Source organism: Umezawaea sp., assembly GCF_057122925.1.
In genome coordinates, this window is the sequence record NZ_DBNGPQ010000019.1 from 91,729 (window position 1) to 107,163 (window position 15,435).

12 protein-coding genes and 1 pseudogene are annotated in these 15,435 nt (G+C 74.0%); 9 read left to right on the plus strand and 4 right to left on the minus strand.

Going from position 1 to position 15,435, the window contains the following annotated elements:
• Nucleotides 1-197: 197 nt before the first annotated feature.
• Nucleotides 198-3,368, plus strand: a complete 3,171-nt coding sequence (locus tag AC156L_RS03220) for an AfsR/SARP family transcriptional regulator (RefSeq protein WP_330874805.1) — start codon at nucleotides 198-200, stop codon at nucleotides 3,366-3,368.
• 18 nt (nucleotides 3,369-3,386) lie between these two features.
• Here the strand turns inward: AC156L_RS03220 and AC156L_RS03225 are convergent, their stop codons facing one another.
• Nucleotides 3,387-3,827, minus strand: a complete 441-nt coding sequence (locus AC156L_RS03225; protein ID WP_330874806.1) for a hypothetical protein — start codon at nucleotides 3,825-3,827, stop codon at nucleotides 3,387-3,389.
• A gap of 152 nt (nucleotides 3,828-3,979) precedes the next feature.
• On the opposite strand from AC156L_RS03225, the gene AC156L_RS03230 reads away from it, so the two are divergent.
• Both AC156L_RS03230 and AC156L_RS03235 read left to right on the plus strand, forming a co-directional pair.
• Entirely contained in the window at nucleotides 3,980-4,834 is an 855-nt protein-coding gene (locus AC156L_RS03230) for a DUF4394 domain-containing protein (RefSeq protein WP_330874807.1), read from the plus strand.
• Between the two features lie 128 nt (nucleotides 4,835-4,962).
• Entirely contained in the window at nucleotides 4,963-6,006 is a 1,044-nt protein-coding gene (locus AC156L_RS03235; RefSeq protein ID WP_330874808.1) for an MBL fold metallo-hydrolase, read from the plus strand.
• Here the strand turns inward: AC156L_RS03235 and kstR are convergent.
• The gene (kstR, locus tag AC156L_RS03240) at nucleotides 5,981-6,607 is read right to left on the minus strand and encodes a cholesterol catabolism transcriptional regulator KstR (RefSeq protein ID WP_330874809.1); all 627 of its coding nucleotides are present in this window, start codon (nucleotides 6,605-6,607) and stop codon (nucleotides 5,981-5,983) included. The two genes, AC156L_RS03235 and kstR, sit on opposite strands and share 26 nt — an antisense overlap.
• A gap of 215 nt (nucleotides 6,608-6,822) precedes the next feature.
• Between kstR and AC156L_RS03245 the strand changes: the two genes are divergently transcribed.
• Genes AC156L_RS03245 through AC156L_RS03270 form a run of 6 tightly spaced genes read left to right on the plus strand, consistent with a single transcriptional unit; the run spans nucleotide 6,823 to nucleotide 13,645 of the window.
• Nucleotides 6,823-8,907 (plus strand): acyl-CoA dehydrogenase family protein, encoded by a 2,085-nt coding sequence (locus AC156L_RS03245; protein ID WP_330874810.1) that lies wholly within the window; start codon nucleotides 6,823-6,825, stop codon nucleotides 8,905-8,907.
• Nucleotides 8,908-8,919: 12 nt separating this feature from the next.
• On the plus strand, nucleotides 8,920-10,008 hold the full coding sequence (locus tag AC156L_RS03250; RefSeq protein ID WP_330874811.1) for an acyl-CoA dehydrogenase family protein: 1,089 nt from the start codon (nucleotides 8,920-8,922) through the stop codon (nucleotides 10,006-10,008).
• Complete coding sequence (locus AC156L_RS03255) at nucleotides 9,998-11,161, plus strand: acyl-CoA dehydrogenase family protein (protein ID WP_330874812.1); 1,164 nt, start codon at nucleotides 9,998-10,000, stop codon at nucleotides 11,159-11,161. The genes AC156L_RS03250 and AC156L_RS03255 overlap by 11 nt, the downstream gene beginning before the upstream one ends.
• The gene (locus AC156L_RS03260; RefSeq protein ID WP_330874813.1) at nucleotides 11,158-12,099 is read left to right on the plus strand and encodes a bifunctional MaoC family dehydratase N-terminal/OB-fold nucleic acid binding domain-containing protein; all 942 of its coding nucleotides are present in this window, start codon (nucleotides 11,158-11,160) and stop codon (nucleotides 12,097-12,099) included. Before AC156L_RS03255 ends, AC156L_RS03260 begins: the two co-directional genes overlap by 4 nt.
• Complete coding sequence (locus AC156L_RS03265; protein ID WP_330874814.1) at nucleotides 12,096-12,494, plus strand: MaoC/PaaZ C-terminal domain-containing protein; 399 nt, start codon at nucleotides 12,096-12,098, stop codon at nucleotides 12,492-12,494. The genes AC156L_RS03260 and AC156L_RS03265 overlap by 4 nt, the downstream gene beginning before the upstream one ends.
• Nucleotides 12,491-13,645 (plus strand): lipid-transfer protein, encoded by a 1,155-nt coding sequence (locus AC156L_RS03270; RefSeq protein WP_330874815.1) that lies wholly within the window; start codon nucleotides 12,491-12,493, stop codon nucleotides 13,643-13,645. The genes AC156L_RS03265 and AC156L_RS03270 overlap by 4 nt, the downstream gene beginning before the upstream one ends.
• Before the next feature lies 1 nt (nucleotide 13,646).
• Here the strand turns inward: AC156L_RS03270 and AC156L_RS03275 are convergent, their stop codons facing one another.
• On the minus strand, nucleotides 13,647-14,057 hold the full coding sequence (locus AC156L_RS03275) for an MmcQ/YjbR family DNA-binding protein (protein WP_330874816.1): 411 nt from the start codon (nucleotides 14,055-14,057) through the stop codon (nucleotides 13,647-13,649).
• Between the two features lie 10 nt (nucleotides 14,058-14,067).
• A pseudogene (locus AC156L_RS03280) lies at nucleotides 14,068-15,435 on the minus strand (hypothetical protein); the annotation flags it as partial.

The following is a 15,435-nucleotide window of genomic DNA, read 5'->3' on the forward strand; positions in this document are numbered from 1 at the left end:
GGGGAGGATGCCGGATACTTCGGGGCGGCGGCCGTCGGCTTCCTCCGGCGACCGCCCCTCCTCCCCGCCCGCCCCTGGTCGGAACGGACCACTCGGTTGCGGTGGCGCTAGCCTGAGCGGACCCAATGTCGTTCGGGGCGACGAGGTTTACCGAGATGTTCTTGCCGGGGTCCGGTCGTTTGGATACGTTCCGCCCAGTGGCCAAGTCTGTGCGCATCCAGGTGCTGGGTTCGTCGCGGGCGTGGAACGACGGTGTCGAGGTCGACCTCGGTCCACCCGCCCGGCGAGCCGTGCTGGGACTGCTGGTGCTCGCCGAGGGCGAGGCGATGACCAAGCTCGAACTGGTCGACGCGCTGTGGGGCGACCGCCCGCCGCGGAGCGCGGTCAACGTGCTCCAGACGCACATCAAGCACCTGCGCAGGCTGCTGGAGCCCGACCGGCCGCGGCGGACCAGCAGCGAGGTCCTCCCGCACCTCGGCGGTGGCTACGCGGTGAACCAGGACGCGGTGGACATCGACCTGGTGGAGTTCCGCGGGCTCGTCGCCGAGGCGGGCATCGCGCAGCGCAAGGACGACGCGGTCGGCGTGGCGGCGCTGCTCGGCGAGGCGCTGCGGCTGTGGCAGGGGCGCCCGCTGGCGGACGTCCCGTTCCTGTCCACGTACCCGAAGGTCGTGGCGCTGGTCGCCAAGCGGTGGGAGGTCCTCGCCCGCTACGGCGACGCGATGATCGAGATCGGATCGGCGGCCGACATCCTCCCCGAGGTCGCCGAGGCCGCGGCCGAGCAACCGCTGGACGAACCCGCCCAGGCCCGCCTCATCCGCGCCTACCACGCCGTGGGCCAGCGGGCGAAGGCCTTCCAGATCTACCACGACGTCCGCGACCGGCTCGTCGACGAGCTCGGCATCGACCCCGGACCGGAGCTGCGCGACGCCCACACGGCGCTGCTGCACGACAACGGCGCCCCGACCGCGAGCGCGACGGGCACCGCCGAACCCCGGTCGGTGCTGCGGATCCCGAAGCAGCTCCCCGCGGAACCCGCCGGGTTCACCGGCCGGACCGCACAGCTGTCCACGTTGGACGACCTGCTGCTGGACCGCGAGCGGACGGGCGGCGCGGTGACGATCGCCGCGATCTCCGGGACCGCGGGCGTCGGCAAGACGGCGCTCGCCGTGCACTGGGCCCACCGCGTCCGCGACCGGTTCCCCGACGGGCAGCTCTACGCCAACCTGCGCGGCCACACGCCGGGCCCGGCGGCCACGCCGGTCGAGGTGCTCGCGCAGTTCCTGTCCGCGCTGGGCGTGCCGGCGGAGCGCGTGCCGTTCGACCTGGAGACCGCGTCGGCGATGTACCGGACGCTGATGACGGACCGCCGGACGCTCGTGCTGCTGGACAACGTTGTCGGGCCGGACCAGATCCGGCCGCTGCTGCCCGCCGGTCCCGGTTCCCTGGTGCTGGTCACCGGGCGCGACCGGATGACGGGCCTGGTCGCCACGCACGGAGCCCGCCAGCTCACGCTCGACGTGCTCAGCCCCGGCGACGCGCTGGAGCTGCTGGCGTCGGTGCTCGGCACCGACCACGCGGCGGCCGCCGAACTGGCCGAGCTGTGCGCCTACCTCCCGCTCGCGCTGCGGATCGCGGCGGCCAACCTCGCCGACCACCCCGGCCACGGGGTCGAGGACTACGTCGCGCGGCTGCGGGAGGGCAACCTGCTGGCGGCCCTGTCGGTGCGGGGCGACGAGCACGCCGCGGTGCGCACCGCCTTCGACCTGTCCTGCGCCGCGCTGCCCGCTGGCGTGCGGCGGCTGTTCCGCCTGCTGAGCCTGGTGCCGGGCACCGACTTCAGCACCGAGGCGGTCGCCGCCCTCGTCGGCGCGGACCCGGAGCACGCCGGTCGGCTGCTGGACCGGCTCGCCTCGGCGCACCTCGTCGAGCGCAACGGACCCGACCGCCACCGCTTCCACGACCTCCTCCGCCGCTACGCGGCCGAACAGCTGGACGCCAGGGAGCCGGAGGAGGACCGCGACGCCGCCCTGCACCGCCTCTACGACTGGTACCTGCACGCGGTGGACAGCGCCGCCCGCAGGCTCTACCCGCACATGCTGCGGCTGCCCGCGCCCGACAGCGGCGCGCGGACGCCCTCCGCCGTCACGGACCTGGTCTCGGCGTCGAACTGGCTGGACTCCGAGCGCGGCAACCTCGTCGCGGCCGTCCGGGAGGCGGCGCGCAGCGGACCCCGGCCCATGGCGTGGCGGCTCGCCGACGCCCTGCGCGGCTACTTCTGGATGAGCATGCGGCGGGTGGACTGGCTGGCCACCGCGGAGGCGGGGCTCGCCGCCGCCGAGGACGCGGGCGAGGAGGCGGGCGAGCACCGCGCGGGGGCGGCGGCCCGGCTCAGCCTCGCCGACGTGCACTTCCGCCAGGGCCGGTACCGGCAGGCCGTCCGGCACTACACCCACGGGCTGCTGCTCGCGCGCCGAGCCGGGTGGGTGGAGGCCGAGGCGGCCGTGCTCGGCAACCTCGGGTGCGTGTACTGGCAGTCCGGGAAGCTGGGCGTCGCCGCCGCCCGGTTCGAGCGCGCGCTGGCGCTCAGCCGCGGGATCGGCCAGGTCGCGGGCGAGGCCGTCGCGCTCGGCAACCTCGGGCTCGTCCACTGGGAGATGGGCAGGCTCTCCCTGGCGGCGGAGCACTACGGCCAGGCGCTGAGCCGGTACCGGCGGATCGGGTCGCAGTACGGCGAGGCGATCAACCTGTGCAACCTCGGGCAGGCGCAGCGGGCCCGAGGGCTGCCCGAGGAAGCGGCCGACCTGCTCACCAGGGCGCTCACCCTGCACCGCGAGGGCGGTGACCGCAGCGGTGAGGCCGAGGCGAACAGCAGGCTGGCGGCCGCCCTGTTCGACCTCGGCCGCCGCTCCGAGGCGCTGGACCACGCTCGCGCGGGTCTCACGCTCGCCCAGGAGACCGGTGACCCCAGGACCGAGGCGGAGGCGCTGGCCACCCTCGCGTCCCTGCACCACCACCTCGGCCACCGGAAGGACGCCGTCGACCGCTACCAGCAGGCGCTCGACCTCATCGGCGAGACCGGCGACCGGTACCCCGAGGTCGACATCATCATCGGTCTGGCGACGGTCACCGGGGACGCGGGTCGGGCCCGGCACGCCCTCGCGCTGGCCGAGGAGGCGGGCTTCCAGGCGTTGCGGGGCCAGGCGATGACCGCCCTCGCGGGCATCTTCCTGGCGTCGGGTGAACGGCGAGCCGCGCTCCGGCACGCCAGTCGCGCGCTCGCCGTCCACCGCCGGACCGGTGACCGCCGCGGCGCGGCCCGCACCCTGGCCCTGCTCCAACGGGCACGGGGGCGGTCCCCGGTCTGACCCGGTGCCGGGCACCGGCTACCGCGCCGACCGCTCGACGCCGTCGGCGGGGTCGAAGTGGCCGTTCGGGTAGAAGGTCACGTCGACCCACGGGTTCACGCCCTCGGTCTTGCCGTCACCGTCCACGCACCGGAACTCGCTCATGTCGAAGGCGGTCCACGCCGCGACGCCCGGCTCGATCTTCTCCTCCTTCCGCCCGACCCACGCGCAGCTCGCCGTGTGCAGGACGTGGCTCACCTCCTGCACCGCGTCGACGATCCTCCCGCCCTCCACGCACCACGTCAGCGTGTAGACGTAGGTCCACGACGCGTCCTCGATCGGCAGCGGTCCGGTGGTCTTGACGTCCCCGGAGCACGTCAGGGCCGCACCCCCGGGCGCGCTGCCCGCGGCGGGCGACACCGCTGCCGCCAGGACCGCGGCGCACCCCGCGAGCACCGCCACCCCTCGCCTGATCCTCATCGCACGTCCCCCTCCTGGTTCGTGACTCCACTGTGGTGCCGGCTCAGGACGGGGACAAGGGGCTGATCCGAGTAGCCGCGCCGGCGTCCAACGGATGTCCAGTCGCGCCGAATAGCGTCGGGCGGCGAACGGTCCGAGAAGGGGAGAGGGACATGCACGCACGGATCAAGAAGGGGCTCACGGCAGCGGCCGTGGCGGTGTCGGTGGTGGCGGCGGTGGTCGTGGGGAGCCCCGGCAGCAGCTCCGCCGCGGTGCCCAGCCTGAGAGCGTACGGAATCTCGCCCGACGGCAGGGTGATGGCCACCTACACCACCGACCGGCCGGACAGGCTCGACTGGGTCAAGGAGATCGTCGGTTTCGTCGGCGACGACGCCGCGATCGGGCTCGACTACCGGGTGCAGGACGGCCTGCTGTACGTCGTGGGCAACAAGGGCGGTGTGTACACGGTCAAGTTCACCCCGGAACCGGTCCTCACGAAGGTGTCGCAGCTGTCGGTCGCGCTGTACGGCACGACCTTCGGCGTCGACTTCAACCCGGCGGCCGACCGCCTGCGGGTGATCAGCGACAACGGCCAGAACCTGCGCCACAACCTGGCCACCCACACCACGGACGAGGACGGCAACCTGAACACCCCGCCGTCACCCGCGACGACCAAGGGCGTCACCGCCGCCGCGTACACCAACAACGACCTGAACCCCGACAGCGCCACCACGCTGTTCGACATCGGCACGATCCTGGACCAGGTCGTGATCCAGTCGCCGCCCAACCTGGGGAGCCTGGTCCCGACCGGGTCGCTCACCGTGGACGCGGGCCTCAAGGCCGGCTTCGACATCTTCAGCGTCCTGAACGGCGGCAAGGCCGCCTCGGTGCTCGGGTTCGCCAGCCTCACGGCGCCCAACGGCTCGACGAGCCTGTACAGCGTCAACCTGCTCAACGGTGAGGCCACCGCCATCGGGAGGCACCCGTTCGCGTTCCCCGACCTGGCCATCTCGCTGACCGGCAGCTGAGACGACCGGGTCCCCGACGCCTGGTGGGCGCGTTCCCGACCGCGCCCACCAGGTTTTCCCGTGTCCGGACACCGTGCCGCGCCACCGGTCCCGGATAGCATCGGCCTCCGAACGACGCGGAGGTGCGGATGCCGGAATCCAAGCACGCCTGGACGGAGCAGGGGACCTACGAGGTGGCGCCGGGCGTGCACCGGATACCGCTTCCCCTGCCGATGGACGGTCTGCGCGCGGTGAACGTGTACGCCGTCGAGGACGGCGACGGGCTCGTGCTGATCGACTCCGGGTGGGCGTTGGACGAGGCCCGCGCGCGGTTGGAGGAGTCGCTCGACGCCATCGGGTACGGGCTGGAGCAGGTGCACCGGTTCCTGGTCACGCACCTGCACCGCGACCACTACACGATGGCGGTCACGCTCCGGAAGCTGTTCGGGGCCAAGGTCGCGCTGGGGATCGGCGAGCAGCCGTCGCTGGCGAAGATCCTCAGCGGTCAGGCGGACGGCCAGTTGGCCGAGCTGGCCCGCTGGGGCGCGGAGGGCGTGGCCGAGGAACTGCGGGTGGCGTACCGGAACTTCGACCGGGACGAGGCGCGGCGGGGGTACGAGGAGCCGGACGAGTGGCTCGACGGCACGGTGGACGTGGCGCTGCGGAGCCGGGTGCTGCGGGCGGTGCCGACCCCCGGCCACACCAACGGCCACGTGGTCTACGTCGACGCCGGGTCGTCGCTGCTCTTCGCCGGTGACCACGTGCTGCCGCACATCACCCCGTCCATCGGGTTCGAGCCCGCGCGGTCGGCGCTCCCGCTCGGCGACTACCTGGACTCGCTGCGGCTGGTGCGGTCCTATCCGGACATGCGGCTGCTGCCCGCGCACGGGCCCGTCGCGCCCAGCGTGCACGCCCGCGTCGACGAGCTGGTGGCGCACCACGAGGACCGCCTGGGGGCGACGCTGGAGGCGGTGCTCTCCGGCGCGGTCACGACGTACGAGGCCGCGCGCAAGCTCGGCTGGACCAGCAGGCAGCGCCGGTTCGAGGACCTGGGCCTGTTCGACCGGATCCTGGCGACCGGCGAGACCGGGGCGCACCTGGACGTGCTGGTGGTCCGCGGCGAGCTGGAGTCGTCCGTGGTGGACGGTGTGGTCGAGTACGCGCCGGTCAGGCGAGCAGCAGCCGAACGGTGAGTTCGAGGCGGGTGGCGACGTCCGTGGCCGTCGCCCGCCTCGTCACCCACGCGACCAGGTTCGACAGCCAGACGTCACCGATCACCCTGGCGATGGCCTTGTGCTCCTCGGTCGGCTCCTCGTCGCTCATCGCGCCGGTGAACATGCGCTCCATGAGCAGCGCGACGGTGTCGACCTCCGCGCTCGCCGAGGCGTCGGCGAAGGTGAACGCGCGGGTCATCGCCTCGGTGAGGTGCGGGTTGCGCTGGAGGCCGCGGGTGATCCGGCCGAGGACGAAGAGCACGCGCTCGTAGGGGTTCTCGCCGGGGATCGTGGTGCGGTCCATCTTCTCCTGGGCGCGCTCGAACTCCGCGGCGAGGCTGGACACCAGCAGGTGGACCTTGGACGGGAAGTACCGGTACAGGGTGCCCAGGGCGACGTCGGCCCGATCGGCGACCGCGCGCATCTGCACGGCGTCGTACCCGCCCTTGGACGCCAGCGCGATGGTCGCGTCGATGATCCGCTTGCGCCGGTCGCGCTGGGCGGCCGACCCGAGCTCTTCGCCCGCCAGCGTGCCGAGCGCGACCGTGCCGGTCGCGCGTGGTTTCGATGCGGCTGCCACCGAGGTGATCCCCCTGCACGGTCTGATAGGAACCTGTTCCAGTAGTGCGAATATGATACCTGACCGCATCGCGCCCGCGAGCCGGGCGGTGGCCTGTGTCACCCTCTCTGCCGCGAACTATTCGAGACGATCTCGTTCCACTTTCTACCGTTCTGGGGCTGTCGGCAAAACTGGAACACGTTCTATAGTCGACCTCGGGTACCGGAGGAGGTCGCATGCCCATCGCGATGACCGACGAGCAGCGCGCGGCGCAGGCGGGCGTGCGCGAGTGGGCCGCCAAGGCCGAGCGCCCCGTGCACTGGCCCGACCTCGCGCGCCTCGGGGTCTTCTCCCTCACGCGGCCCGAGGAGGGCGGCGGCGTGGTCGACCTGGCGGCCGTCCTCGAACAGGCGGCGGACTCCCTGGTGCCCGGCCCGGTCCTGCCCACCGCGCTGGCGGGCGTGCTGTGCCGGGAGGCCGAGCTGTCCCGGCGCCTCGCGGACGGGACCGCGACGGTCGGGCTGGCGCTCTCCGGCGGCGCGGTGGACGCGGTGCGGCGCGCCGACGGCGGACTCGTGGTGAGCGGCGCGGTGGAGCACGTCCTCGGCGCGGGCGCGACCACGCACCTGCTGCTCACCGACGGGGACGTCTGGTTCGTCGTGCCCGCCGAGGCCGTGACCACCGCCGAGCGCGCGGCCGTCGACCTCTCCCGACCGCTGGGCGGCGTGACCCTGGACGGGGTCGAGGTGCCGCCGGACCACGTCCTGGTCGACCCGCCCGACCCGCTCGACCTCGCCGTCACGCTGTTCGCCGCGGAGGCGAGCGGGATCGCCGGGTGGTGCCTGCGCACCGCCGTCGAGCACGCCCGCCACCGCGAGCAGTTCGGCAGGCCGATCGGGTCGTTCCAGGCGGTCAAGCACCTGTGCGTCGAGATGCTGTGCCGGGTGGAACGGGCGAGCGCCGTCGCGTGGGACGCGGCGCGCGCGGCCGACGAGGCCCCCGCGGAGCACCCGCTGGCCGCGGCGGTCGCCGCCGCCGTCGCGCTGGACGCCGCGGTCGACAACGCGAAGGACTGCGTCCAGGTGCTCGGCGGCATCGGGTTCACCTGGGAGCACGACGCCCACCGGTACCTGCGCCGCGCCCTGGCCCTGCGGCAGCTCGCCGGTGGCTCCGCCAGGTGGCGCAGGCGGGCCGCGGACCTGGTGCTCGGCGGCGCGCGCCGGTCGTTGCGCATCGACCTCGACGACGACTCCGCCGAGGACCGCGCCGCCGCCCGCGCGGTGGCCGAGCAGGTCGCGGCGCTGCCGCCCGAGCGGCGGCGCGCCCGGCTGGTCGACACCGGCTACCTCGTGCCCCACTGGCCGGAGCCGTACGGGCTCGACGCGTCACCCGCGCGGCTCCTGGTGATCGACGAGGAGCTGGACCGCGTCGGCGTGCGGCGGCCGGACCTGGTCATCGGCGGCTGGGCGGCGCCGACGATCCTGCGCCACGGGACGCAAGAGCAGCGCGAGCGGTTCGTGCGGCCGACGCTGCTCGGCGAGATCACCTGGTGCCAGATGTTCAGCGAGCCGGAGGCCGGGTCGGACCTGGCGTCGTTGCGCACCAGGGCCGTGCGGACCGACGGCGGGTGGCTGCTGACCGGCCAGAAGGTGTGGACGTCGCTGGCGAGGGAGGCGGACTGGGCGATCTGCCTGGCCCGCACCGATCCCGAGGCCCCGAAGCACCGCGGCATCACCTACTTCCTGGTGGACATGCGCACGCCGGGCCTCGACGTGCGGCCGCTGCGGGAGATCACCGGCGAGTCGGTGTTCAACGAGGTGTTCCTGGACGCCGTGTTCGTGCCGGACGACCGCGTGGTGGGCGAGGTGGACGGCGGCTGGAAGCTCGCCCGCTCGACGCTGGCCGACGAGCGCGTGGCGATGGGGCGCGGGTCGTCGCTGGGGGAGTCGCTGGAACGGCTCCTCGCCGGGGACGCCGCCCACGACCCGGACGTGCGGGAACGCGTGGGAGCGCTGGTCGGCGAAGGGCTCGCGGTGTCGCTGCTCGACCTGCGGGCGAGCCTGCGGCGGCTGGGCGGCGAGGACCCCGGCGCGGGGTCCAGCGTGCGCAAGCTGGTCGGTGTGCGGCACCGGCAGACCGTGGCGGAGTTCGCCGTCGACCTGCTCGGACCGGACGGCGCGACCACCGAGGGCCCGGCGCGGGAGGCCGTGCACGAGTTCCTGCTCAGCCGGTGCCTCAGCATCGCGGGCGGCACCACGCAGGTCCTGCTGAACCTGGCGGGCGAACGGATCCTCGGCCTGCCGAGGGACAACGCGCACTGACGAGGAGTCGACGTGGACTTTGCCCCCGACGAGACCCAGGACGAGGTGCGGGGCCTGTGCGCGCGGGTGCTGGACCGGGAGACCGGCGAGCGCGGCGACCCCGGTTACGACGACGCGGCGTGGAAGGCGATGGGCGAGGCAGGGCTGACCGCGCTCGCGGTGCCGGAACGGCTCGGCGGTGACGGGCTGGGCCTCCTGGAGGTCGCCGCGGTGCTGACCGAGGTCGGCCGCCGGGCCGCGGCCGTGCCCGCGTTCGCCGCGCTGGCGCTGGGCGTGCTGCCGGTCGTCCGCTACGGCACCCCCGACCAGCAGGACGAACTCCTGCCGGTGGTGGCGGCGCACGGCGGTGTGCTCACCGCGGCGCAGAGCGAGCCCTCCGACCCGCTGCCCTCCGAGCCCCGCACCGCGGCCCGGCTCGACGGCGCGGAGTACGTGCTGTCCGGCACGAAGGTGGGCGTGCCGTTCGCGGGGACCGCGCACCGCGTCCTGGTGACGGCCACGCTCCGGGACGGACCCGGCGTGCTGGTCGTGGACCCGACGGCGGACGGCGTGTCGCTGGTGCCGACCCGCTCCTCCGGCGGCGCGCCGGAGGCCACCGTGCGGCTGCACGACGTCCGGGTGCCCGCCGCGGCCCTGCTGGGCGACGGCGCGGTGACCGGACTGCGCCGGTTCGCGCTCGCGGGCGCCTGCGCGCTCGGCGACGGCGTCCTGGCGGGCGCGCTCGACCTGACCGTGGCGCACGTGGGGACGCGGCACCAGTTCGGCAAGCCGCTGTCGGCGTTCCAGGCCGTCGCGGGCCAGGTCGCCGACGTCTACGTCGCCGCCCGCACGCTGCACCTGGCCGCGCTGGCCGCGTGCTGGCGCCTGTCGACCGGCCGCGACGCCGACCTCGACCTGGACACCGCCGCGCACTGGCTCGCGGGCGAGGCGCTCGTGGCCGTGCACACGTGCCACCACCTGCACGGCGGGCTGGGCGTGGACATCACCCACCCGATGCACCGGTTCTACGGGCTGGCCAAGGACCTCACCCGGTTCGTCGGCGGCGCGGAGCACCGGCTGGACCTGCTCGCCCGGCACGAGGAGGAGCCCGGTGTTCGTTGACCTCACGGACGGCCAGCGCGCGCTGCGCGACGAGCTGCGCGCCTACTTCGCCGGGCTGCTGTCCCCGGACGACCGCGCGGCGATGCTCACCGAGCGCCACGGCGAGGTCTACCGCGCGCTGGTGCGCCGGATGGGCCGCGACGGGTGGCTCGGCGTCGGCTGGCCCGAGGAGTACGGCGGACGCGGGTTCGGCGAGGTCGAGCAGCAGGTCTTCGTCAACGAGGCCGCGCGAGCGGACGTGCCGCTGCCCTACGTGACCCTCCAGACCGTCGGGCCCACGTTGCAGGCGCACGGGACGCGGGAGCAGAAGGACTTCTTCCTGCCGCGCATCCTGTCCGGCGAGGTGCACTTCGCGATCGGCTACACCGAGCCGGAGGCGGGCACGGACCTGGCGTCGCTGCGCACCAGGGCCGTTCGCGACGGCGACCACTACGTGGTGAACGGCCAGAAGACGTTCACCACGGGCGGGCACGACGCCGACTTCGTGTGGCTGGCGTGCCGGACCGGCGCGGAGGGCTCCCGGCACCGCGGGATCTCGATCCTGATCGTCGACACCACCGACCCCGGCTACTCGTGGACGCCGATCATCACCTGCGACGGCGCCCACCACGTCAACGCGACCTACTACACCGACGTGCGGGTGCCGGTCGGGATGCGGGTCGGCGAGGAGGACGCGGGCTGGCGGCTCATCACCACCCAGCTCAACCACGAGCGGGTCATGCTCGGACCGGCGGGCCGGATCGCCGCGCAGCTCGACCGGGTACGCCGGTGGGCGTCGACCAGGACGGGCCCGGACGGCGGGCCGCTGCTCGCGCGACCCGACGTGCGACGGGCGTTCGCGGAGGTGCGGGCCGTGGTGCGGGTCAACGAGCTGCTGAACTGGCAGGTGGCCTCGTCCCCCGGCGGGGAGGTCGCCGACGCCTCGGCGACCAAGGTGTTCTCCTCCGAGAGGACCCAGCGGGTCGGGCGGGTGCTGGAGGAGGTCGTCGGCAGGCACGGCGACCCGGCCGACCCCGAGACCGCCGAGCTGGCGCTCTGGCTGGACGTGCAGGCGAAGCGGAACCTCGTGCTCACCTTCGGCGGCGGCGTCAACGAGGTCCAGCGCGAGCTGGTGGCGTCCATCGGGCTGGGACTGCCGAGGGTGCCGCGATGAGCGCCGTGGAGCGGGAGGCCGCCCGGATCGCCGCGGCGGGCGAGAGCGAACGCCGGTTCGCCCGCGACCCGGTGAACCTGCCGATGGTGCTCAACTGGGTGGAGGCCCTCGGCGACGCGAACCCGGTCTACACCGACCGGGGGGCGGCCGTGGCGGCCGGGCACGGAGGGCTGGTCGCGCCGCCCGCGATGATCCAGGTGTGGACGATGGGCGGCCTGCACGGGCGGCGCGCCCCGGACGACCCGCTCGGCGCGATGATCGCCGTGCTCGACGAGGCCGGGTTCACCTCCGTCGTGGCGACCAACAGCGACCAGACCTACCACCGCTACCTGCGGCACGGCGAGCACGTCGCGGTGACGACGCGGCTGGAGGACGTGGTGGGGCCCAAGCGGACGGCGCTGGGCGAGGGCTGGTTCGTGACGACCGGGAACACCTGGTACGTCGGGGACGAGGTGGTCGCGGAGATGCGGTTCCGGGTGCTGAAGTTCCGCCCGGCCGCCGAACCCGCCGAGACGGCGCGGGTCGCGCCCGCGCCGGTGATCCGGCCCGCGACCACCCTCGACACCGAGTACTTCTGGGAGGGCACGGCGCTGGGGGAGCTGCGGATCCAGCGGTGCGGGGGGTGCGGGCTGCTGCGGCACCCGCCGGGGCCGATGTGCCCGGAGTGCGGCGCCACCAAGCCGACCCACCTCGTCTCCGACGGCGTCGGCGAGGTCTACAGCTACGTCGTGCACCACCACCCCCGCGTGCCCGGCCGGGAGACGCCGTTCGTCGTCGCGCTGGTCGAGCTGGACGAGGGCGTGCGGATGCTGGGCGAGCTGACCGGGATCGCGCCGGACGACGTCCGCGTGGGCCTGCCCGTCGAGGTCGTGTTCACGCGGGTCGACGACGACCTGACCATGCCGAGTTGGCGACCACGCGCGGGAGGCCGCTCATGACCGGGACACCGACCCTCGGGGACTCGCTGCCGGAGGTGCACGTCGAGGCCACCCCGACGTTCGTCGTCAGCACCGCCCTCGCGACGCGGGACTTCCAGGACGTGCACCACGACCGCGACCTCGCCGTGGCGCGCGGCTCGAAGGACATCTTCGTCAACATCCTCACCACGACCGGTCTGGTGCAGCGCTACGTCACCGACTGGGCGGGTCCGGCGGCGCTGGTGCGCGCGGTCGACGTCCGGCTCGGCGCTCCCTGCTACGCCCACGACACGCTGAAGTTCTTCGGCCAGGTCGTCGACCGCTTCGGCGACGACGGCTACGTGGTCGAGGTGGTGGGCCGCACCGCCCACGGCGACCACGTCGTCGCCACCGTCCGGATCGAGGTGCCCGCATGAGCCTGTCCGGGGCCGCCGCGGTCGTCGGGATCGGGGCCACCGACTTCTCCAAGGACTCCGGCCGCAGCGAGCTGGGGCTGGCCGCCGAGGCCGTGCGCGACGCGCTCGCCGACGCCGGGCTCGAACCGTCCGACGTGGACGGACTGGTGAGCTTCACCATGGACACCAACGCCGAGATCGCCGTGGCGCGGGAACTGGGGATACCGGAGCTGCGGTTCTTCAGCCGGGTCCACTACGGCGGCGGCGCCGCGTGCGCGACGGTGCAGCAGGCGGCGATGGCCGTCGCGACCGGGGTGGCCGAGGTGGTCGTCTGCTACCGCGCGTTCAACGAGCGGTCCGGGCACCGGTTCGGCCAGGTGCGGACGGCGGCGGCCGGTTCGGTCGACAACAGCTGGTCCTACCCGATGGGTCTGGGCACGCCCGCCGCGATGGTCGCCATGTTCGCCCGCCGGTACATGCACGTCCACGGCGCCACCAGCGAGGACTTCGGCCGCGTCGCCGTCGTCGACCGCAAGCACGCGGCCACCAACCCGAAGGCGTGGTTCCACGAGCGCCCGATCACCCTGGAGGACCACCAGTCGTCCCGGTGGATCGCCGAACCGCTGCGGCTGCTCGACTGCTGCCAGGAGAGCGACGGCGGCGTGGCGATCGTCGTGACCAGCGCGGAACGGGCGCGCGACCTGCGCAGGCCGCCCGCGGTGATCAGGGCCGCCGCGCAGGGCAGCGGCGCCGACCAGTTCACCATGACCAGCTACTACCGCGACGACCTCACCGGACTGCCGGAGATGGGGGTCGTCGCGACGGCGCTGTGGCGCCAGTCGGGCCTCGGTCCGTCCGATGTGGACGTCGCCGTGCTCTACGACCACTTCACGCCGTTCGTCCTGGTGCAGCTGGAGGAGCTGGGGTTCTGCGAGCGCGGCGAGGCCAGGCACTTCATCGCGGACGGGATGCTGGAGCTGGACGGCGGACTGCCGCTCAACCCGCACGGCGGCCAGCTCGGGGAGGCGTACGTGCACGGGATGAACGGGATCGCCGAGGCGGTGCGGCAGGTGCGGGGCACGGCGGTGAACCAGGTGCGCGGCGTGGGGCACGTGCTGGTGACGGCGGGCACCGGCGTGCCGACCAGCGGGCTGGTGCTGGGGGTGGCGTAGCTCAGTCCGGCCGGTCCACCAGGGCGACCAGCTTCTTCGGCGCCAGCACGCAGTAGCTGTCGGTCAGCAGCTCACCGACCTCCTCCCAGTCGACGTCGTCGGTGATCACCAGACCGACGACGTCGGTTCCCCACCCGGCCTTGAAGAACGGGTGGCCGGTGCCGACCAGCGCGTCGAGTTCGGAACCGGGCGCCCGGAACGTCATGACGACGATCGGCTCCGTCGCTCCCGAGGCCCTCGCGTACGCCGCCGGGTGCTCGGGTTCGACCGTGAGGACGTGGGCGAAGGTCCGCTTGCGCACCATCCACCGCGTGCCCCGCCAGGCCTGTTCCTCGTAGGCGTCGGGCAGCCCGAGGCACAGCGACCGCAGCCGGGCCAGGACGGGCGCGGGCACGTCTCCGCAGTCGACCACCCGGCCGACCCTACCGGTGCGGGCCGTCGCCGAACGCGTGATCGAGGTAGTCCTTGAACTGCACGCTGATCGTGTGCAGGTCCGACGGCCAGTTCGGCACGGCGAGGGTCCGCGACCGGCCGTCGCTTCCGCGCGCGGTCTGGGTGAGGCGGACGGTGCCGCTGGGCTGGGCCGGCAGGTAGGTGTCCACGCCGGTCAGGAACGGCAGTGAGCCGAACGGGGCGGGCGGGGTCCCCGGCACGGACACGCCGTCGCAGCCGTCGTCGAACACGAAGCCCGCGAGCACCTGCCGGGCGCGCGGCGCGACGGCGGGTGCCAGCACGTCGACCCCGTCGAACTCCAGGCGGTCGTTGTCGGTCGGCTGGTCGGCCCACCACTCCCGGTTGCGCAGCACGGTGAACGCCGAACTGCCGGGGCACTGGTCGATCAGGTCGCCGATGCCGCCCGGACCGGAGACCTGGAGGCGCAGGAACAGGTCGCTGCGCTCGAACGGCTCGAAGTAGTAGTGGTACGTGCGCTCGCCCTCGCGTTCGAGCACCAGCTCGTAGTGCTCGCGGCCGTTCACCCGCAGCGGCCCGAACGCGCCGTCCGCCCCGACCTCCACGCTCTGCCGGACGGCGCGGCGCGCCCCGGTCCGGCCGTCGAGCGCCCAGACCCGCAGCCGGCCCGCGACCCCCTGGTTCTGCGGGAAGTACGCCGCCCGGCCCGCGATCCGGACGAGCGCGGGCGGTTCGGGCCGCACGTCGGTGGTGGCCGCGTCCCGGCCGGTGAGGAAGCGGTGGACGTGGGCGAAGCTCTCCGCCGACGTCGCGGTCTCCGTGTGCCCCAGGTGGGTCAGGTACACGTTGGTCGCGCCGCCGATGGAGCCGGTCGGTTGCAGGCTTCCCCACAGCGCGAGCGTCGGCACGCCACCCGGCGGGGCGGCGCTGGACCTGCCGTCGACGTTGACGTACCGGCGCACCAGCGCCGCCCGTTCGGGCGTGCCCAGGAAGGCGTGCAGGACGGTCGTGCCGCGGGAGTGCGCCACGACGTCCACCGACCGCGCTCCGGTGCGGGCCAGCACGTCCGCGAGGAACCCGTCGAGGCCGGCGACCGCGGCGTCGTTGGTGGCCACGCTGGTGTCGTACTCGTAGGCGTGCAGCAGCCGGTCGGGGTACCCGTTGGTGGACAACCGCTTCGCGGTCGACTGCCACTGCTGCGCCGACCCCTGCTGGCCGTGCACGAAGACCACCGGCGTGCGCCCGGCGGGCGAGGCGTTCACCGCGGGCGCGGTCACCACCGCCGTCACGAACGCGAGGAGCGCCACGAGCAGCGGCGGACGGGCGACGATCGGCACGGTGGCCCCCACGACGTCGGGAACGGGCCACCGCACCGTAAC